Genomic DNA, 18,793 nt, shown 5'->3' on the forward strand with positions numbered 1-18,793 from the left:
CGCTACGCCCCCTCTGCGATGCAATCGACGAGATAGCGGCGGCCATTCGGACCGGGCGTGAAGCGCAGGCCGTGAATATCGGTCTCGAAGCCAGGGAACTTACTGTCGAATTCGCGAGCGTAGAGCAGGTAATCCTGTATCGATTTGGTCGACTGCGTGATCCGCTCGCCCGGCATGATCAGCGGAATGCCCGGCGGATAGGGAACGATCATCACGGCAAGCACTCGGTCCATGAGATTGTCGATTTCGACGCTCTCGATCTTGCCCTTGACCAGCAGGTCATAGGCATCGGCGGGCCGTAGCGCCATGTCGGGCAGCACGGTGTACATTTCGCGCTGCGCCTTCGGCACGTCGTCCTTGCGATAGACGGCGTGGATCTGCTCGCAGAGATCCTTGAGCCCCATGCTGCCATAGGCCTCTGGATGCGCGGCGACCAACGCCGGCAGTGCCCGCGTCAGCGGTGCGTTGCTGTCGTAGATATCCTTGAAGTTGAGGAGTTCGGTGACCAGCGTGCTCCACTTGCCGCGCGTGATCCCCATCGAGAACAGCACCAGGAAGGAATAGAGGCCGGTCTTCTCGATCTCGATACGGCGCGACGACAGGAATTTCGTCACCACCGCGGCCGGGATGCCATGCTCCTGCATGAAGCCGCTGGCGGACAGGCCGGGTGACAGGATCGTCACCTTGATCGGATCGACCATCACGTGGTTTTCGGCAAGTCCGGTAAAGCCGTGCCAGCCGTCGCCGGGCTTCAGCACCCAATCCTCGTGCCGGTCGCTCGGCGTCTGCTCGGCAACCGTCGGCTCCCAGACGTCGAACCACCAGCCGCCCTCGGTCTGGCTTCGGACACCGTTCATCGCGCGGCGGAAGCTGATCGCCTCGTCGATCGTCTCCTGCACCAGCGAACGCCCGGCCGGCTGCTCCATCATCGCGGCGGCGACGTCGCAGGAGGCGATGATGCCATATTGCGGCGAGGTCGAGGTGTGCATCATGAAGGCTTCGTTGAAGCGGGTCACGTCCAGCCGCTTGTTTTCCGCGTGCTGGATATGGATCATCGAGGCCTGCGAAAGCGCCGCCAGAAGCTTGTGCGTCGAATGCGTCGCAAAGGTGACGGCGTTCTTCGAGCGAGCGGGCTGCGTCGACGAGATTCCGTGGAAGCCGTCGTAGAACTCGTGGAAGTTCGCATAGGCGTACCAGGCCTCGTCGAAGTGCAGCACCTCGACGGCGTCACCAAGCGACGCCTTGATCGCATCGACATTGTAGCAGAGCCCGTCATAGGTCGAGTTGGTAATGACCATGAGCCGCACCCTGCCGCTCGTTTGCCCGGCAAAGGGGCTTGCCGCGATCTTGCGGGCGATCGCTTCGGGTGTGAACTGGTCCTTGGAGATCGGGCCGATGATGCCGAGACCGTTGCGCGACGGTATAAGATAGATCGGGGTCGCGCCGGTCATGATCAGCGAGTGCAGGATCGACTTGTGGCAGTTGCGGTCGCAGAGCACGAGATCGCCACGCCCGACCATGCCGTGCCAGACGATCTTGTTGGCCGTGGACGTGCCGCCGACGACGAACAGCGTCTCGTCGGTTCCGAATATCCGGGAGGCATTTCGCTCGCCTTCGGCGATCGGGCCGACATGGTCGAGCAGCGAGCCGACGCTGCCGACAGACACTGAGATGTCCGAGCGCAGCGTATTCTCTCCGAAGAAGGTGTAGAACATCTGCCCGACAGGGCTCTTGCGGAAGGCAACGCCACCGCCGTGGCCCGGCGTATGCCAGGAATAGGCGCCCTCGAGCGTGTAATCCATCAGCGCCTTGAACATCGGCGGCGGCAGCCGATCGAGATAGTTGCGCGCTGCCTGGACGATGGCGCGCGCCATGAACTCGGCGGAGTCTTCGAACAAGCGTAGGAAGGCATTGGCGTGGCGCAGCACGCTCGCCGGCACGTCCTCGGCGGTCGTGTCGTCGCCGAACAGGAAGATCGGAATGCGGTCGTTCTTCTTGCGCTTGGCGCTCAGGATTTCTTCCAGTACCTGCCAGCGCGAAGTTTTGTCCTCGCTGCCGTCCACGGAAACCAGCCAGCAGGACTCCGTGTTGAAGATATGCACCAGCCGACGCGCGTCCTCATAGGTGACGCCTGAGACAATGCGGAAACCATCGGCCTCTATCGCCGCGGCCAGATCGCGCATGCCGCGCCCGGCAGCGCTCTTGCCCTCGAAATCCTCATCGATGACGGCAATGGGAAATGCCTTCTGGAAATCCATGCGTCCCTCCTCGGGCCACGGCAACAGGTGCTCGGCGGCGTGCTCATCTCGGCTGGAAGGAGCCTACACGGCAGGCGCACAGGCGTCGTTGATCGCAATCAACGTGCGGCCGAAAGGCGATGCGGCAGCCTATTCGGCCCACTCGACATCGGCGGTAAAGGCGATTGTCAGCCAGCGATTGACGCTCTCGTCGCCGATCGCCGCGCCGATCTCGTCGCGCAGTGCGTCCCATTCCTCGAGCCGCTTCGGCGGCAGTCCCTCGGGAACGATGAAATAGAGCTCGATCTCGGTGGCGCGCCCCACACGCGCGACATAGGCGCGATAAGACAAAAAGCCGAGGCGGCGGACGGTATCGGACGCGACGCGATCGACGTGCTCCTGCAGATCGACAGGCGCGATCAGCAAAATCTCGCTCAGCGCCTTCAATATGGTGGTGATCGGGATCGGGATCATCACGAGGCAGACCAGGGCAAGCACCACGGGGTCGACATATCGTGCGATCCAGACAAGCGGCGTCGGCTGTACGGCAAGGCCGATCACGAAGGCGACGAGCAGCGCGAAGGCGATGCCGCCGGACATGATCCAGGCCTTGATGTCGAGCGCGACGAAATCCGATTTCAGCCGCCGGTTCACCGCCGTCCCGATCCCCGCCATGATCGCGCAGACGACAAGTGTCGCGCCGGAATAGATGATCGCCGCCCCGAAATGCAGTTCGTGGCCGCCATTGATGATGCTGATAATCGCGTTGATCAGCGCGTAGACGGCGACCGTCACCAACAGGCAGCCGTTGAGCAAAAGCACGATCGGCTCGAGGTGCCAGAAACCCATGGTGAAGCGGTTGCGGATGCGGCCAGACCTGGCGTCGTTGCGCGCCGATTGCACGATCAGGCTCGATACCCAGAGCGCGAGCCCGGTCATGGCGGCGTCGGCGAGTGAATAGACGCCGTCGAAGGCGATCGAGAACGAGCCGGAGAGAATGCCGAAGAAGATGCCGAGCGCCGCGACGACGACGGTGGCTACGATCGAGATTCGCAGAAACCCTTGCTCGTTCGACATCGCTACCTCCCATGCTTCATTCGTTCCGCAGTAATACGCGCGTTGCTACGGGAATGTGAAGGCCGGCAGAACAGTCGGCAACTACGCATTGCCACGAATTGCGACCTTTCCGTTTTGCAGTGAAAATCGGTCCGGCAAAGGCGGTCCGACGGAGCTTCTGGTTCCGGCGTGGCGGTCTCGTGGGAGGGCACCGGATGACGACATCGCCTGATGGCAAGAGCCTCGGACTTGCAGCCTGTACCGCCATCGTCGTCGGCAACATGGTGGGCTCCGGCTTCTATCTTTCTCCCGCCGCCGTCGCCCCCTATGGCAACCTGGCGATTCTAGTCTGGCTGATCATGGGTGCGGGCGCGATTTGCCTTGGCCTCACCTTCGCGCGGCTGGCAAGCCTCGTGCCCGCTGTCGGCGGCCCCTATGCCTATACCCGCCTCGCCTATGGCGATTTCGCCGGCTTCCTCATCGCCTGGGGCTACTGGATCTCGATCTGGACATCGCTGCCCGTCATCGCCATCGCCTTTACCGGGGTGATCATCGATCTCGTCCCGGCGCTCGGCAATCGCCTGGCGGCCACTATTCTCACGCTTGGCGTGATATGGGCGATCGTCCTCGTCAACCTTCGCGGCGTCCATGCCGCCGGGCTCTTCGCGCAGGTCACCACCTACGCCAAGCTTCTGCCCTTCGGCGCGGTCGCGATTATCGGCCTGCTCTATGTCGACACATCGCATTTCTCGGACTTCAACCCGAGCGGCCAGCCGATCCTGAAGTCGATCGCTGCCCTGGCGCCGCTGACGATGTTTGCCTATCTCGGCCTGGAATCGGCCACCGTTCCCGCCGGCGACGTCCGTGACGCAAAGCACACCATCCCGCGCTCGACGGTGCTCGGCATATCGATAGCGGCCACGCTTTACGTGCTCGGCACCATCGTCGTGATGGGCGTCCTGCCGCGCGAACAGCTCACTCATTCCATCGCCCCCTTCCCGGAGGCCGCCCGTGCGATGTGGGGCCGTGGCGGCGAGCTGGCGATCTCGATTGCGGTCGTGGTCTCCTCCATCGGCGCCCTCAACGGCTGGACGCTGCTGATGGGCCAGGTGCCGATGGCCGCCGCCCGCGACGGGTTGTTTCCATCGCTGTTCGCCCGCCTTTCCTCGCGCGGCGTGCCGGCAATCGGCATGGTGGTCTCGGCATGCCTTGCGACTCTGCTGGTCCTCGTCCAGGCGATGGGCGGCGAAGGCTTTGCGGCCGTCTACCGGCTGATGGTCGGGCTGAGCACGATGACGGCGGTGGTGCCCTACGCCTTCTGCTCGCTCGCATCAGGCCTCGTCGCCGCCCGAATTGGCGAACGGATGCCGGGTGTCAGCCCGATCGAACTCGTTGCCTTCATCTTTGCGATGTTCACGCTTTACGGCGCGGGCGCCGAGCCGGTGCTCTACGGTCTCGTATTGCTGATGCTCGGCATTCCTGTCTATGTCTGGCAGCGGCGAAACGGTGCGCCGGCGCCCGCCGAACTGCCGGAGACGACAGCGGGCGCCATCACGCGCCCGGCCGTTCCCTCATGATTTCTCCTGGGAAGTGCTGCTGCGTCAGTCGTGCCAGCTGAGGCTGGAAAAGGCGCTGCTGATGATCGTCCCGCGCTCGCCGCGCACCATGCCGGCGATGTCGGCGAGCGATCCGATGGCAGCGCTGCGCCCAGGACCTTCAGCGAAATGGCACGCAGCATCCACCTTGGGCCCCATCGAGCCCGCCGGAAAGGAGAACTGCTTCATATCCCCCGGGCGCGCCCTGTGGATCGACCTCTGCGACGGCTTTCCCCAGTCTGTGCAGACAGCAGGCGCATCCGTCGCCATGATCAGCAGATCGGCATCCAGCTCGCGCGCTAGAAGTTCGGAGCAGAGATCCTTGTCGATGACGGCCTCGACGCCGACCAGTTTACGGTCGGCACCCTTCTCGTACATGGTGGGGATGCCGCCACCGCCGGCGCAGATGACGATCGTGCGCTGCTCCAGCAGCCACCGGACGGGGCGCACCTCGAAGATGCGCTTCGGCAGCGGCGACGCGACCACGCGCCGCCACTTGTCGCCATCCTGCTTGAACGTCCAGCTCTTGTCCGTCCGAATGCGATCGGCATCGACCTTGTCATAGACCGGACCGACGAACTTGGTCGGGTTCTGGAAACCGGGGTCCTCGGCGTCCACCTCGACCATCGTCAGCAGTGTCGCCAGCGGCTGCTCGAACGGCAGAAGGTTTCCGAGTTCCTGTTCGAGCATGTAGCCGATCATCCCCTCTGTCTCGGCGCCGAGGACGTCGAGCGGATAGGCCTCGTCGGGCTTGTAGGCCGCGCCCTGAAGCGCCAGCAGGCCCACTTGCGGACCGTTGCCGTGTGTGATGATCAGCTGATGCTCGGCGGCAAGCGGCGCGATCGCCTCGGCGGCAGTACGCGCGTTGCGCCGCTGGACATCGGCGGTCATCGCTTCTCCACGCCGGAGAAGCGCATTGCCGCCTAGCGCGATAACGACACGCATCTCAATCTCCCAGGGTCGCGACGAGCAGTGCCTTGATCGTGTGCAGGCGGTTTTCCGCCTGCTCGAAGGCGACATTGGCCTCGGATTCGAAGACGTCGTTGGTGACCTCGAGACCATCCTTCATCCCGTAGTCCTCGGCGATCTGCTTGCCCAGGACCGTCTCTGTGTCGTGGAAGGCCGGAAGGCAGTGCATGAACTTCGTTTGCGGATTGCCTGACGCCTTCATCAGGCTGGTGTTGACCTGGTAGGGCGTCAGCAGCTTGATGCGCTCGCGCCAGACATCCTTCGGCTCGCCCATCGATACCCAGACGTCGGTATGGATGAAATCGACGTCCTTCACGGCTTCCTTGGGATCGTCGGTCACGAGCAACCGCGCACCGGAGCGCTCCTGCAGGTCCCTGGCGATCTTCATGTATTCTTCCGAAGGCCACAGCGATTTCGGGCCGCAGATACGGACATCCATGCCCATCAGGCAGCCGACGATCAGCAGCGAGTGACCCATGTTCGAGCGCGTGTCGCCGACATAGGCATACCTGATATCGGCGACCGGCTTGTCGCTGTGCTCGCGCATGGTCATCACATCGGCCAGCATCTGCGTCGGGTGATACTCGTCGGTCAGGCCGTTATAGACGGGTACTCCGGCATAGCGGGCGAGCGTTTCCACGCCCGTCTGCGCCGAGCCGCGGTATTCGATCGCGTCATACATTCTGCCCAGCACCCGTGCCGTGTCCTTGAAGGATTCCTTGTGGCCGATCTGCGAGCCCGACGGATCGAGATAGGTCACGTTGGCGCCCTGGTCCGAGCAGGCGACCTCGAAAGCGCAGCGCGTGCGCGTCGAGGTCTTTTCGAAGATCAAGCAGATTTCCTTGCCCTTGAGGTGCTGCTGCTCCGTGCGGGCATATTTCGCCCGCTTCAGATCGCGGGCGATATCGAGCAGATAGCGGAACTCGCGCGGCGTATAATCCTGCACGGTCAGAAGCGAACGATTGCGCAGATTGAAACTCATTGTCTTGCTCCGTCGGGTCTGTTTCGTGGGTGAAGGCGTCAGTACGCCGGGTCGCGCCAGATCGGGCACGTCATGCAATGTCCGCCGCCGCGACCGCGGCCGAGTTCCGATCCACGAATGGTGATAACCTCGATCCCGGCCTTGCGTAGCAGCGTGTTGGTGTAGGTGTTGCGATCATAGGCAACGACGACGCCGGGCTCGAGCGCCACGACGTTGTTGCCGTCGTCCCACTGCTCGCGCTCCGCCTGATAAGAGTTGCCGCCCGTCTCGACGACCCTGAGCATCGGCAGGTCGAGCGCTTCGGCGACCACCTCCAGCATCGGCGCGTTTTCCTGGTGGATCTCGAATGTGCCGTCGTCGTCCTTGGGGTGCATGCTGTAGCAGCGTATCTGGTCCACCACTTCGGCAAACAGCGTCACGACATCACGGTCGCAGAAGCTGAAGACCGTATCGAGGTGCATGGCCGCTCGGCTCTTCGGCATCAGGCAGCCGATCACACGCTTCACCGCCTTGTTTCGAAACAGCGCCTGCGCCACCTGCCCCACCGCCTGGTAAGTCGTGCGCTCGCCCATGCCGATCAGCACTGTACCGTTTCCGATCGGCATGACGTCGCCGCCCTCCATCGAGGCATTGGCGAACTGCTGATCGCTGTCGCCCCACCAGATCTTGAAATCGCCGTCGCGGAAGATCGGATGGAACTTGTAGATGGCGCGCTGGATAAGGGTCTCGGCCCTTCTCGCCGGCCAGAACATCGGATTGACGGTCACGCCGCCATAGATCCAGCAGGACGGATCGCGCTGGAACAGCGTGTTCGGGATCGGCGGAATGACGAATTCGCTTTCCGGCAGAGCGCTCAGCATCAATGCCTTCGCCCGGACGTCAGGCAGGTCCGAAATGGAAATGCCGCCGATCATGAAGGCGGCCAGCTGGGTGGGATTCATCTCGTCGAGCCACGGACGCATGGCCTCCGCGATCTGCGACCCCAGCACGTTGGGGGTGATGCGCCGGTCGAGCACGAAGTCGCGCGCTTGCCTGTCGGCCAGCGTCTGTCCGAGCAGGTCGTGGAGTTCGAGAACTTCCACGCCCCTTTCCTGCATCTTCAGCACGAAATCGTAGTGATCCTTCTGCGCCTCATGCACCCAGAGCACGTCGTCGAAGAGCAGGCTGTGGCAATTGCCCGGCGTCAGACGCTGATGCGCGAGCGATGGTCGGCAAACCATCACGGTCCTGAGTTTGCCGACCTCGGAATGAACGCCAAAACCGCGCATGAAATCCCCCTGGCTTCCCCTCGATCCGCTCGCGCCGCCTCCCTGATGGGCATGGCATACGGCCAACTCGACGTTAGGTCGACGGGATCGGCGGTGTCATTGATCGCGCGCAATGCCCGGCGCTTTGTAAGTCACCGATCGGTGATTGTCAGGCCGATCCGCATGTCCGTTACTCGACGTAGAAAACCATGTTGCCGTTGCGCGCTCTCATCACCCATTCGATGTCATCCGGCGTAAGCTTCTTGGCCTTTAATTGGCCGACTAGCCACTTGTTCTGCCGCGCGGCGTCCCTGATCTGCTTCACGTGCTTCTCGTCACCCGGCGACGGATGGGCACCCGTCTCGACCGCCGTGCTGTAGCTGACCACGGAAATCCGCTTGCCGTGATAGGTGCGGACATATTCGGGAAGGTTTTCGCTCCAGTTCATGCGCCGATATTCCTGTCGTGTCTGTTGCGCATCCACGGGACAAGCCGACATGGCGGCCGGAACTATAATTCCAAGAACTGCGGCTAGCTTGATCATCGTGGCGCCCTCGAAAGGATGGATTTGCGCCGGGAAATCTAACCGATGTCATCGCGGGGGGCATTGAGCGCAGTCAATAACAGCGTCCCCGCGACGATTGGTGATCAGCCGGAACCGCGAGGAACATTTCCGGGGCATGCTCATTCCCCTATCGAGAGCGGACCGTGTCAACCGGACGCGACAGGGATGGTGAACATGGCGGTTTTTCCGGTTTCCCGTCATGGCCAACGAAACGGCAGACGAGCGCCCCACCTGTCCGGCACCGCCTCGCCCGGAGGGGAAGCAGGTGAAGATCGCGACCTATAACGTGAACGGCATCAACGGCCGGCTGGAGGTTTTGCTGCGCTGGCTGAAGATGGATAAGCCGGATGTCGTGTGTCTTCAGGAACTGAAGGCTGCGGACGACAACTTTCCGAAAAAGGAGATCGAGCGCGCCGGTTATGGCGCCATCTGGCACGGGCAGAAGTCATGGAACGGTGTCGCCATCCTCGCCCGCGACAGGCAACCGTTGCGCACGCGCAAGGGGCTTCCCGGCGATACCGACGCCGCCGGCAGCCGCTATATCGAGGCGGCGATCGACGGCCTGCTCATCGGATGCCTCTATCTGCCGAACGGCAATCCCGCGCCGGGTCCGAAGTTCAAGGGAAAGCTCGAATGGTTCCGCCGGCTTGACTCCTACGCCGCCGAACTGCTCGATCTCGACATTCCCGTCCTTCTCGCCGGTGATTTCAATGTCATGCCCACCGATCTCGACGTCTACAAACCCGAACGCTGGCGCGATGACGCGCTCTTTCGACCGGAGGTGCGCAAGGCCTATGCGAGCCTCGTCGACCAGGGCTGGACCGACGCGATCCGCCACCTGCATCCGGATGAGCGGATTTATACCTTCTGGAAATACTGGCGGAATTCGTTCGAGCGTGACGCGGGCCTGCGCATCGACCATATCCTGCTGTCGCCCATGGCGGCGCCGTGGCTTCGCAAGGCTGCCGTCTGCCGGACGCCGAGGGGATGGGAGCACACCAGCGACCACGCGCCTGTCATGATCGAACTCGATATTCCGGACCGAATTGTCGGAGAGCCTTGAAAGGCGGCGCGCATGTCACCGTCCGGTTTTCTTCAGCTCTTCAGGCTTGTGCGCCGCCCGCTTCCCCGATTTTTCGCTCTCGACGATATATTCGGGATTGTCCTTCGAAGCCTTCACCACATGGCTCTTGATCTTCGTCGGCGTGGTCTGCTTGCGCACGATCTTGCCCTCGGTCCTGCCCTGACTGGTGTTCCAGGAAACCTTGTCGCCCTGTTTGAGCTCTTCGCCCATCGTGCGTCTCCAAAGAGAAGGAGCCGCGCGTGGCGGCTCCTGTCATTCAGTTCATCGTCGACCACTGGCTGTGGACATCGGCGGCGTTTTTCGTCAGGTGCACATGCGCATCGACATGATCTACCCAGTCGAGCGGAATGAGGTGGTGCTTGCCGTCCTCGGAATCGCCTTTGGTGAGCTTGATGCGTGACGATTCTTCCATGTGATCGACGGTACCGATATGCGTGCCATCGGAAGCGATTACTTCCATATGTTCGCGAACCTGTTGTGCAGAGATCATCGTTTCCTCCTTGAAAGATGCCTTTGTCAAACGTCGCGTGCGGTCGATGGTTCCCAACCGAGGCCCATCACGCGCCGGCTAGGCGAGCGCGACTTCCTTACCGTGATAGGTCTCGCGAAATTCGTTGGCCCGCTTCTTGTCCGGAACGGTCACGATCACGAACCGCCGGCCTTCCCTGGGCGTGTCCTGATGGGCGAGATCGATCATCCATACGGTCAACGGCGCCTCTAGCGTTATCTCCACCAGACGTTCCATCGCCGGATCTTCCTCGTCCTCGACACCGAACGCCAACTCATAGACGAACGTCTGCTGCTGCGGCGAACCGCCAAGCTGTTCGCGCATCCAGACCCACACACTCTCGAAATCGACGGGAAACGGCGGCAGTTCCAAATTCAGCTGAACGACATCGCGAGCGAAGATGACCTCGCCGTCAAAGAATGCATGTATGCCCAGAAAATATTCGGACATATCCAAATGATCCGAAAGGGATTCACGTAGGATTTTCAAATTCGAAGGTGTTTGAAACATTGGTGCTCCCTTGGCGAGACCGATACATCGAGGGCCATGTCGATCTAGCATGAGTCGATGACAAGGCGGCGCGGCCTGTCTAAAGGCGGGAGGCGACCTGATCGCCGGCGCGCGGCCCCTCGCAGACCCTTCTTGGTCCATCATACGGCTGGTAGCTATTGTCTTCCGCCCGATAGGATTTGTATCGCGCTGAGCACCATGATGCCATCGCAGCATCGACCGAAGACGGCGCGACCGAAGGCTCGGACACCGCGGCGTTGGCGACCGGCTCCGCACCGTCGAATGGCGACACGCAGCTACGGGTTTCGCCGCTGAACGAACGGTAGCTGTTCGTGGCCGGATCATAGGATCGGTACTGGCCGGCGCACCAGGTCATGTGGTCGCTGGAAAATGCCGTCTGCGGCGCAGAGATGGCTGTGGAGGTCGAAGTGGCGTTAGCCAACGCCCGTTCCGGGTGCAGAGGGGAAGCTGGCGCGTTGACCGCATAGCTCGATAGCACGGGCGGCAGCCGTTCGAACGTCTGCGCCGAACGATCGATCTTCACCGGCGTCGCTGTCCAGAGGTCGGGACCCGAAATGCTGGTCAACCGCTGCGATGGTGCGTCGGCGACAACGATGGAGGCGACCGACGCCGCGGCAATACAGGCACCCACGGCGCTAGCTATCCCGAATGTGATCGATGCAATGGTCTTCATGTCGTCCCGCCACGGTTGTTGAACCTCTCCGGCGGCTAAACGCCTGAAGCCGCGAAAGGGTTCAATCCGATGTGGGCCCGATGTGCGGGCGCGGTAAAACGAGAGCGAACCGCGACCGGTTGCCGCGGGAACAGTCGTCAACATTGGGCGTTATCGGCCGAGGAGAACCCGATGGCACGTCACTTCTATCCAAGGCATAGACTGCCCACACCGCGGACACGGCGCCTAATGCCACGCGTGGAACTCGATGCGCCGGCGAAAGAAATCCTCTGGTCCTTGCTTGCAGGTGTCGCATTGATGTTCGTGCTCGGCCTCATCCTGTCACACATCATCTAGCTAGGGTCCGTGCTCGGACGCTATTTCGGAAAATGCTCGATGTGGCACTCGCCGTTGCGACCATAATAGACCACCCGCCTGCCCGAGAAAGAGACGAGATAGCCTGCGCATCCGGCAGCTTTCACGTTCTCGCAAAAACCGCGGTAGCTATACCCATCCGCATGCGCTTGGGCTTGTCGCACATTTGCCTCGACGGCGGATGGCAGAAAGCGCGTGCCGACCGCACCTTCCGTCTTGATATTGTCGACAACAATGCTGTCGCCTTCGCCATGATAGTACGCAGTCGTACCGCTCCTGTAGTCGACGTGATAGCCTTCGAAACCGGCGCCAACCAACGTGCTGATAATATCGGGAAAATCCATCGTCGCTTCATAGGATGCCCGCATGCAATTTTCGGCAATCGTTCTCCGTTGCGCGTCCATGGCGCTCTCCTTCCTTTGCTATGTCAGATTGTCCGGACGACGATCAGCTGACCGGAATGTCTTTCAGCCCGCGTCGCACCACGATCTTCCTCAGGATCGCCTCGATATTTGCGCGCTCAAGAGCCGTCAGGTCTGCGAAAAACGACGCATCGTTCTCGTCCGCCAGCGCAGCCAGTTCAGGCACCAATTCCCTTCCCGCTACGGTCAGGCTGAGGCGATGTGCCCGCTGGTCATCAGGATCATCGGCCCGCGCGACGAGCTTTTTTTCCGTCAGCCTGTCCGCAAGCTTGCTGATCGCGCCACGCGTCATGCCCATGCGCTCGGCAAGCCGGCTCGGCGCAAGCGCCTCCACATCGAAGAGTTCGCGCAACAATACCCATTCCGCCACAGTCGCGCCGTGCCCCTCGAGCTTGCGGGCGAAACCGTTCGAGACGTGGTTCGAAACCATTCGCAGCCAGTAACCCAGATGTTCGTCGAGCGCCGAAGTCGTTTTGCGGTTCGCCATTCCTGCTCCAACTTGTTGACTAGGAAACTACCATGATGTTGTTTCCTAGTCAACTAAATTCGTGTGACATTGATGCGATGCCGTGTTGGGCAAAGCTCCTAGCGGATCGCGACGATTTCCAGCTCTTGTTCGCCCGCGCCACCGACATCGCCGACGCCCTTGCCCATGAGCGAGCGCGCCACCGGCGAGACGAAGGAGATCGTTCCGCTCTTCGGGTCGGCCTCGTCCTCCCCGACGATCCGGTAGGTCTGTACCCGCCTGTCGTCACGGCTGAAGGTCACCGTGCTGCCAAAGGCGACCACTTCGTTCGTCTCGGGCGGCGGTACCAGCTGCGCGGTGCGCAGGCGGGCCGTCAGGTAGCGCGCGTCGCGCAGCGGGCTGGCCGACTGGCGTCTGCGCTCATTGACGTCGTCGATGGTGTTCGCCACCTCATAGGCCGCGCGCGCTTCCCGCAGCTGATCCTCGAGTGCCTTCAGGCCCGCCTCGGTCACCAGGTTGGGATGCGGCGAAATCGGACGGTCGGGCAACAGCGTCTCCGACGCCGTCTCGAAACTCTCTTCCTTGGTGAAGGCTACGGCCAAACTCATACTCCATGCGATTTCGATGCGTGTGCACCGCATCGTGTCATCCGACCTTCATACACCCGGGCCAGCCGAACCGCCAACCATGCGCGATCGCTTATCCATTCGACCGCCCCTTCCCGTACATGTGGCTTTTCGCTATAGCGGTTGCACCCCCAAGCAGAAGTTTTCCCGCCATGTCCCAGCCTTCACAATTTCACAACCCACTGCAGGGCATGGCTCTCATGGCCGGCTGCATGATGGTCCTGCCCGCCATGGATGCGATCGCCAAATATATGGCGACATTCGAGGCCATGTCGCCGGCGCAGGTCACCTTCTACCGCTTTTTTTTCCAGCTGGTCTGCACCGTTCCGGTGCTGCTGATCATCTTCGGCAAAGGCGCGCTGTCGGCCAAGCGGCCCTGGATGAACCTACTGCGCGGCGCGCTGCACGGCGCCGCCTCGCTGCTGTTCTTCGCCGCGGTCAAATACATGCCGCTCGCCGATGTCTTCGCCATCTACTTCGTCGAGCCCTTCATGCTGGCCGGTCTTTCCGCGTTGTTTCTCGGCGACAAGGTCGGCTGGCGGCGCTGGGCGGCGATCGTCGTCGGCTTCGGCGGCGCGATGATCGTCATCCAGCCGAGCTACGAGATCTTCGGCGCCAAGGCGCTGCTTCCCGTCTTCTGCGCCTTCCTGTTCTCGCTCTACCTCTTCATGAACCGGGCGATCGGCGAGGCCGACACCCCTCTCACCATGCAGACCATGGCGGGCGTCGGTGGAACGCTCTTCATGTCAGGCGCCCTCCTCGTCGGCAACGGCCTCGCCATTCCGGATTTCGAGGTGTCGCTGCCCACCTCGCTTCTCGGCCTCGTCCTGCTCCTCATTCTCGGCTCGCTCTCCGGCTACGTGCACATGATCGTCGTGCAGGCCTTCCGCATGGCGCCTTTGTCACTCCTCGCGCCGTTCCAGTATTTCGAGATCATATCCGCCACCATCCTCGGCTATGCACTCTTCGGCGACTTCCCCACTCCATCCAAATGGCTGGGCATCGCCATCATCGTCGCATCAGGCTTATTCATCATCTGGCGTGAACGGGTCCAGGCCCGATCGTTAGAAACGCCGTGACCCGATGAACAGGGTGTTAACTGCACTTGTTGAGGCATCTTCAATTCGCTGGCAGTAAAAGCATTTCAGGCCTCATGATGAGGTCTGGAGATAAAAGATGAGCGAATTCCGCCTCGCTTTTCCGGCATGTGTCATTGCCGCAAAGCATCGGCTGGCCGTGGAAGATATCGGCCTGCTGCGCAAGCATACGTTCCCGGATGGAATCCGAACCGCCGACGACGTGGTCACGATGCTCGCGCTCAACAATTCCTGTCCTGAAAAATGTCCGGAGTGGAATGCTTTCTTCGTGGAGCAGCTCGCCGGATTCATCGTCGATTATAGCTACCCGCAAGGCTCGCTCGACGACGTCAATACAACCTGGCTGATGCGAGTGGTCTCGACCGATGGCGTGATCAACTCGGCGCTTGAGCTCGAGCTGGTCCTGCATGTCATCGAGATGGCAGCCTTCGTGCCGGACGAGCTGCGCGGCTTCGCGCTTGACCAGCTTCGGCTGGCGCTTTGCGAAAGTATCGGCGGCTATAAGCTGTCGCGCGCTACCGACCGGGCTGGCATCACCCGCCAGGATATCGATTTCGTCATGCGCGTGCTGCGTGGCGTCTCCGACGGCGGCGTCATCAGCCTGTCGCGGGTGAGTTACGATGTCGTGATGCGGCTTGCCGAGGCGACGGACCCGGCGGCCAATCATCCGCGTTGGGCCCAGATCTTGTCGGCTGTACGGCTGGTCGAATTCGCCCATGCCCCGCGCCGCAGCCGCTGGCTGAGGATCGTAGAAGACACCGCCGAGACTGGGCATGCCGTCGCCTGATACCTTGGCATTCCGCGGTTTCTCCCGGCCCGGCCTACCCGATTGTTTCCCCACCCGTTTATGCGTAAAACTTTGATCGCATGTCACGGGTGGGAGTCTCCATGTTCAAGAAAATCCTGATCGCGAACCGCGGCGAGATCGCTTGCCGCGTCATCAAGACGGCGCGCCGCATGGGCATCGCCACCGTCGCGGTCTATTCGGATGCCGACAGGGACGCGCTCCACGTGGAGATGGCCGACGAGGCCGTCCACATTGGCCCGGCGCCGGCCGCGGAAAGCTATCTCGTCGCCGAGAAGATCATCGCCGCTTGCAAGCAGACGGGCGCCGAGGCCGTCCACCCCGGCTACGGCTTCCTTTCCGAGCGCGCCTCCTTCTGCGAGGCGCTGGAGAAGGAGGGCATTGTCTTCATCGGTCCCAAGCCCAAGGCGATCGAGGCCATGGGTGACAAGATCGAATCGAAGAAATTTGCCAGCGCCGCGAAAGTCTCCACTGTCCCCGGCCATCTCGGCGTCATCGATAATGCCGAACAGGCCGAGACGATAGCGGCCGAGATCGGCTATCCCGTCATGATCAAGGCGTCCGCTGGCGGCGGCGGCAAGGGCATGCGCATCGCCTGGACCAGGGATGAGGGGCGCGACGGCTTCGACCGTGCCCGTTCAGAGGCCAGGAGTTCGTTCGGCGACGACCGCGTCTTCATCGAGAAATACGTCGTCGATCCCCGCCATATCGAGATCCAGGTTCTCGCCGACGCGCATGGAAACGTCGTCTATCTCGGCGAGCGCGAATGCTCGATTCAGCGCCGCAACCAGAAGGTCGCCGAAGAGGCGCCCTCGCCCTTCCTCGACGAAGCCACCCGCGCCGCCATGGGCGCCCAATCCGTGGCGCTTGCGAAAGCCGTCGATTACCAAAGCGCCGGCACGGTCGAGTTCATCGTCGATCGTGATCGCAACTTCTATTTCCTCGAAATGAATACCCGTCTGCAGGTCGAGCACCCAGTGACCGAACTCGTCACCGGCATCGACCTCGTCGAGCAGATGATCCGCGTGGCGGCCGGCGAAAAGCTGCCCTTCACCCAATCCGATATCCGGCTCGATGGCTGGGCGGTCGAAAGCCGCATCTATGCCGAAGACCCCTACCGCAACTTCCTGCCCTCGATCGGCCGCCTGACGCGCTACCGCCCGCCGACGGAAGGAAAGGTCGGCAACGCGGTGATCCGCAACGACACCGGCGTCTTCGAGGGCGCCGAGATCTCGATGTACTACGACCCGATGATCGCAAAGCTCTGCACATGGGCGCCGACACGCGCCGAGGCGATCGAGGCGATGGGCGAAGCTCTGGACGGCTTCGTGGTTGATGGCATCGAGCACAACGTTCCCTTCCTGACCGCGCTGATGAAACATCCGCGCTGGCGCGACGGTCGCCTGTCCACGGGCTTCATCGCCGAGGAGTATCCCGAAGGTTTCGCGCCCGTTGCGCCCGACGCCACGCAGCAGGCGGTCCTTGCCGCCGTGGCGCTCTCTGCATCGTTGATCGAAGCCGGGCGCCGCGAACGCTTCAGCGACCGGTTGCGGGCGCCGACCGGCGGCCTGCGCCGCGACTGGACGGTAAAGCTCGGCGATGACTACGTCCCGGCCAGCCTCGCCGATGGCCACCAGACCATACCCTTCGACATGGATATCGAGATCGCGGGTTCGCTCGCCAATGTCGTCACCGACTGGAGACCCGGCGATGCCGTCTGGCGCGGCAAGGTCGCACGGCAAGCAGTCGTCGCGCAGATCCGCCCGATCCTGAACGGCATGAGGATCGACTGGCAGGGTCTTTCCGTCCTGGCCAAGGTCTTCATCCCCCGCCACGCCGAGCTCGACAGGCTGATGCCGGTGAAGCTGCCGCCGGATACGTCCAAGCTCCTGCTCTGCCCGATGCCCGGTCTTGTGGTCTCGATCGCGGTTGCCGAGGGTCAGGAGGTGAAGGCCGGCGAGACGCTCGCCGTGGTCGAGGCGATGAAGATGGAGAACGTGCTGCGCGCCGAACGCGATCTCGTCGTCGGCAAGATCAACGCCAAGGCTGGCGAGAGCCTCGCCGTCGATGCCGTCATCATGGAATTCGCTTGACCCGAAACGGCACAGGCCAAGCAGCCGCCGCGCCGCGCTTTGTTAACGGCCGCTTGCTAGATTGTTTCCGTCGGCATCGACGGAATAGGCATATGACAGTCCTGCAATCGACGATCCTGCTGCTATCGATCAATCTCGGCCTGCTCTGGTTGATGATGCGCGCGCCGCTCGGAAGCCGAACCATCCAGCTAAGCCGCACCTACCGCTGCGCGCCCGAAACGCTCTGGAGCGCCATGGATCCGGTCGGTGTAGCCGCGAGCTGGCACCACGGAGTGATATCGAGCAAGGCGGTCGCCAACCGCAACGGCATCGTAGAACAGACCTATAAGCAACTGGACAAGGATGGTGCCCCCATTCGCCGCCTGCTGGCGCTGGAGCCGCTGGCATCGGTCGCCGCCAACGCCCACGGCTTCCAGTCCCGTATCATCGAGGACAGCACGCTGGACCCATCCTTCTGGTCCGACTATCGCGAGCGACGCATCGTGCGACCAACGCCCGACGGCGCAGAACTGGAGATCGCCCAGACCGACCGCTATCGCGGCCTCGCCTTCCTTCTGTTCCGCTACTTCGCGCTCAGACGCGAACTGAAGTCGCTGGACGGATGGCTGAAAACCGGCCATTCGCAGCCACAAGGCTATTTCGAACATCCGCTGGTGCAGGCCGCTCTCGCCGTCCTGTCGACGCTGCTGCTCTGGCCTTTTCTCGGGTTCACCATGCAGGGATTGATGCTGTCGATCTTCCTGACGCTCGTCATCGTTCTCCACGAGCTCGGGCACATGGCAGCCTACCGCATGTTCGGCCACGCCTCCGTGAGGATGATCTTCGTGCCGCTGCTCGGCGGAATCGCGATCGGCGGCCGGCCCTATCGTTCGCTGTTCGAGGTCGCCACCTGCGCATTGATGGGTGCTGGTATGTCCGCCTTCCTGATCCCGATCCTCGTTCTCGCCTACCAGCTGACGGAACATGACGTTTTTCCGGTGACGGGAAAGTCGGTGCTGATCTTCCTGCTCATCCTCGGCGCCTTCAATCTTCTGAACCTGCTGCCCATGCATCGCTTCGACGGCGGGCAGGTGCTGCGGCAGATATTCCGGACGCGCAGGTCGCAGATCCTTGCGAGCTTCTTCGTCACCTTCTGCATACTCGGCGTCGGTTTCGAGATTGGTTTACCGGCGCGCTACCTCACCGCCGGTCTGCTCGTCTTCACGATCGTCAGCCTGATTGGCGCCGGCTCGGTCAAACCGCGCCGCAAGCTAGACGAGATGAGCGAACCAGAGCGCATGATGGTTGCCTTCGGCCTCTATGCGGCCATCGCTATGCACGGCTATGCCATTATTTTCGCAGCCGAAAAGCTGTTCTGACGCAAATCGCACAGTAAGCGGCGTTGGCCGCACGCTCGCCTATGAATTTCATCGTTCAGATCCGTTTTTCCTTGAGCCTGGCTTCGCCAGCGTGCAAAAGTCCGCCCGATCAAATCAGCATTGGA

The 18,793-nt window shown here is 62.1% G+C and carries 19 protein-coding genes; 6 read left to right on the forward strand and 13 right to left on the reverse strand.

Features of this window, described 5'->3' with window-relative positions; all coding sequences use genetic code 11:
* Positions 1-2: 2 nt before the first annotated feature.
* Positions 3-2,258 (reverse strand): arginine/lysine/ornithine decarboxylase, encoded by a 2,256-nt coding sequence (locus QTL95_RS19780; RefSeq protein WP_289721631.1) that lies wholly within the window; start codon positions 2,256-2,258, stop codon positions 3-5.
* A gap of 129 nt (positions 2,259-2,387) precedes the next feature.
* Positions 2,388-3,314 (reverse strand): cation diffusion facilitator family transporter, encoded by a 927-nt coding sequence (locus tag QTL95_RS19785; RefSeq protein ID WP_289721632.1) that lies wholly within the window; start codon positions 3,312-3,314, stop codon positions 2,388-2,390.
* Between the two features lie 194 nt (positions 3,315-3,508).
* On the opposite strand from QTL95_RS19785, the gene QTL95_RS19790 reads away from it, so the two are divergent.
* Complete coding sequence (locus tag QTL95_RS19790) at positions 3,509-4,870, forward strand: amino acid permease (protein ID WP_289721633.1); 1,362 nt, start codon at positions 3,509-3,511, stop codon at positions 4,868-4,870.
* 24 nt (positions 4,871-4,894) lie between these two features.
* Here the strand turns inward: QTL95_RS19790 and arcC are convergent, their stop codons facing one another.
* The 4 genes from arcC to QTL95_RS19810 all read right to left on the reverse strand — a co-directional run bounded on the left by arcC (position 4,895) and on the right by QTL95_RS19810 (position 8,630).
* The gene (gene arcC, locus QTL95_RS19795; protein ID WP_289721634.1) at positions 4,895-5,833 is read right to left on the reverse strand and encodes a carbamate kinase; all 939 of its coding nucleotides are present in this window, start codon (positions 5,831-5,833) and stop codon (positions 4,895-4,897) included.
* A 1-nt stretch (position 5,834) separates the two neighbouring features.
* Positions 5,835-6,839, reverse strand: a complete 1,005-nt coding sequence (locus QTL95_RS19800; protein WP_289721635.1) for an ornithine carbamoyltransferase — start codon at positions 6,837-6,839, stop codon at positions 5,835-5,837.
* A 38-nt stretch (positions 6,840-6,877) separates the two neighbouring features.
* Positions 6,878-8,107 (reverse strand): arginine deiminase, encoded by a 1,230-nt coding sequence (gene arcA / locus QTL95_RS19805; protein ID WP_289721636.1) that lies wholly within the window; start codon positions 8,105-8,107, stop codon positions 6,878-6,880.
* A gap of 169 nt (positions 8,108-8,276) precedes the next feature.
* Positions 8,277-8,630, reverse strand: coding sequence for a hypothetical protein (locus QTL95_RS19810; RefSeq protein ID WP_289721637.1), 354 nt, complete (start codon positions 8,628-8,630; stop codon positions 8,277-8,279).
* 286 nt (positions 8,631-8,916) lie between these two features.
* On the opposite strand from QTL95_RS19810, the gene xth reads away from it, so the two are divergent.
* A complete protein-coding gene (gene xth, locus QTL95_RS19815; protein WP_289722416.1) occupies positions 8,917-9,714 on the forward strand; it encodes an exodeoxyribonuclease III in 798 nt (265 codons plus the stop codon).
* A 15-nt stretch (positions 9,715-9,729) separates the two neighbouring features.
* Here the strand turns inward: xth and QTL95_RS19820 are convergent, their stop codons facing one another.
* From QTL95_RS19820 to greA, 7 genes are all read right to left on the reverse strand, one after another.
* Complete coding sequence (locus QTL95_RS19820) at positions 9,730-9,945, reverse strand: DUF2945 domain-containing protein (protein ID WP_289721638.1); 216 nt, start codon at positions 9,943-9,945, stop codon at positions 9,730-9,732.
* A gap of 46 nt (positions 9,946-9,991) precedes the next feature.
* Entirely contained in the window at positions 9,992-10,225 is a 234-nt protein-coding gene (locus QTL95_RS19825) for a DUF2171 domain-containing protein (RefSeq protein ID WP_289721639.1), read from the reverse strand.
* Positions 10,226-10,303: 78 nt separating this feature from the next.
* Positions 10,304-10,693 (reverse strand): hypothetical protein, encoded by a 390-nt coding sequence (locus QTL95_RS19830; RefSeq protein ID WP_289721640.1) that lies wholly within the window; start codon positions 10,691-10,693, stop codon positions 10,304-10,306.
* 139 nt (positions 10,694-10,832) lie between these two features.
* Complete coding sequence (locus tag QTL95_RS19835; RefSeq protein WP_289721641.1) at positions 10,833-11,447, reverse strand: BA14K family protein; 615 nt, start codon at positions 11,445-11,447, stop codon at positions 10,833-10,835.
* Positions 11,448-11,803: 356 nt separating this feature from the next.
* The gene (locus QTL95_RS19840) at positions 11,804-12,205 is read right to left on the reverse strand and encodes a DUF1398 family protein (protein ID WP_289721642.1); all 402 of its coding nucleotides are present in this window, start codon (positions 12,203-12,205) and stop codon (positions 11,804-11,806) included.
* A 43-nt stretch (positions 12,206-12,248) separates the two neighbouring features.
* Positions 12,249-12,710, reverse strand: a complete 462-nt coding sequence (locus QTL95_RS19845; protein WP_289721643.1) for a MarR family winged helix-turn-helix transcriptional regulator — start codon at positions 12,708-12,710, stop codon at positions 12,249-12,251.
* A gap of 98 nt (positions 12,711-12,808) precedes the next feature.
* Complete coding sequence (greA, locus tag QTL95_RS19850) at positions 12,809-13,291, reverse strand: transcription elongation factor GreA (RefSeq protein WP_289722417.1); 483 nt, start codon at positions 13,289-13,291, stop codon at positions 12,809-12,811.
* A gap of 176 nt (positions 13,292-13,467) precedes the next feature.
* On the opposite strand from greA, the gene QTL95_RS19855 reads away from it, so the two are divergent.
* From QTL95_RS19855 to QTL95_RS19870, 4 genes are all read left to right on the forward strand, one after another.
* Complete coding sequence (locus QTL95_RS19855) at positions 13,468-14,394, forward strand: DMT family transporter (RefSeq protein ID WP_289721644.1); 927 nt, start codon at positions 13,468-13,470, stop codon at positions 14,392-14,394.
* A gap of 97 nt (positions 14,395-14,491) precedes the next feature.
* Complete coding sequence (locus QTL95_RS19860) at positions 14,492-15,199, forward strand: hypothetical protein (protein WP_289721645.1); 708 nt, start codon at positions 14,492-14,494, stop codon at positions 15,197-15,199.
* 101 nt (positions 15,200-15,300) lie between these two features.
* Positions 15,301-17,310, forward strand: a complete 2,010-nt coding sequence (locus QTL95_RS19865; protein WP_289721646.1) for an acetyl-CoA carboxylase biotin carboxylase subunit — start codon at positions 15,301-15,303, stop codon at positions 17,308-17,310.
* A 92-nt stretch (positions 17,311-17,402) separates the two neighbouring features.
* A complete protein-coding gene (locus tag QTL95_RS19870) occupies positions 17,403-18,668 on the forward strand; it encodes a hypothetical protein (protein ID WP_289721647.1) in 1,266 nt (421 codons plus the stop codon).
* The last annotated feature ends 125 nt before the right edge of the window (positions 18,669-18,793 follow it).

It is taken from the genome of Rhizobium sp. S152 (assembly GCF_030380735.1).
GTDB lineage: Bacteria > Pseudomonadota > Alphaproteobacteria > Rhizobiales > Rhizobiaceae > Rhizobium.

Coding starts and splice junctions, on each gene's coding strand:
- QTL95_RS19800 (WP_289721635.1), bottom strand. CDS start 6,839: ATGAGTTTCAATCTGCGCAATCGTTCGCTTCTGACCGTGCAGGATTAT.
- QTL95_RS19780 (WP_289721631.1), bottom strand. CDS start 2,258: ATGGATTTCCAGAAGGCATTTCCCATTGCCGTCATCGATGAGGATTTC.
- QTL95_RS19865 (WP_289721646.1), top strand. CDS start 15,301: ATGTTCAAGAAAATCCTGATCGCGAACCGCGGCGAGATCGCTTGCCGC.
- QTL95_RS19870 (WP_289721647.1), top strand. CDS start 17,403: ATGACAGTCCTGCAATCGACGATCCTGCTGCTATCGATCAATCTCGGC.
- QTL95_RS19860 (WP_289721645.1), top strand. CDS start 14,492: ATGAGCGAATTCCGCCTCGCTTTTCCGGCATGTGTCATTGCCGCAAAG.
- QTL95_RS19785 (WP_289721632.1), bottom strand. CDS start 3,314: ATGTCGAACGAGCAAGGGTTTCTGCGAATCTCGATCGTAGCCACCGTC.
- QTL95_RS19840 (WP_289721642.1), bottom strand. CDS start 12,205: ATGGACGCGCAACGGAGAACGATTGCCGAAAATTGCATGCGGGCATCC.
- QTL95_RS19810 (WP_289721637.1), bottom strand. CDS start 8,630: ATGATCAAGCTAGCCGCAGTTCTTGGAATTATAGTTCCGGCCGCCATG.
- QTL95_RS19825 (WP_289721639.1), bottom strand. CDS start 10,225: ATGATCTCTGCACAACAGGTTCGCGAACATATGGAAGTAATCGCTTCC.
- arcC (WP_289721634.1), bottom strand. CDS start 5,833: ATGCGTGTCGTTATCGCGCTAGGCGGCAATGCGCTTCTCCGGCGTGGA.
- QTL95_RS19855 (WP_289721644.1), top strand. CDS start 13,468: ATGTCCCAGCCTTCACAATTTCACAACCCACTGCAGGGCATGGCTCTC.
- QTL95_RS19835 (WP_289721641.1), bottom strand. CDS start 11,447: ATGAAGACCATTGCATCGATCACATTCGGGATAGCTAGCGCCGTGGGT.
- QTL95_RS19820 (WP_289721638.1), bottom strand. CDS start 9,945: ATGGGCGAAGAGCTCAAACAGGGCGACAAGGTTTCCTGGAACACCAGT.
- QTL95_RS19790 (WP_289721633.1), top strand. CDS start 3,509: ATGACGACATCGCCTGATGGCAAGAGCCTCGGACTTGCAGCCTGTACC.
- arcA (WP_289721636.1), bottom strand. CDS start 8,107: ATGCGCGGTTTTGGCGTTCATTCCGAGGTCGGCAAACTCAGGACCGTG.
- QTL95_RS19830 (WP_289721640.1), bottom strand. CDS start 10,693: ATGTCCGAATATTTTCTGGGCATACATGCATTCTTTGACGGCGAGGTC.
- QTL95_RS19845 (WP_289721643.1), bottom strand. CDS start 12,710: ATGGCGAACCGCAAAACGACTTCGGCGCTCGACGAACATCTGGGTTAC.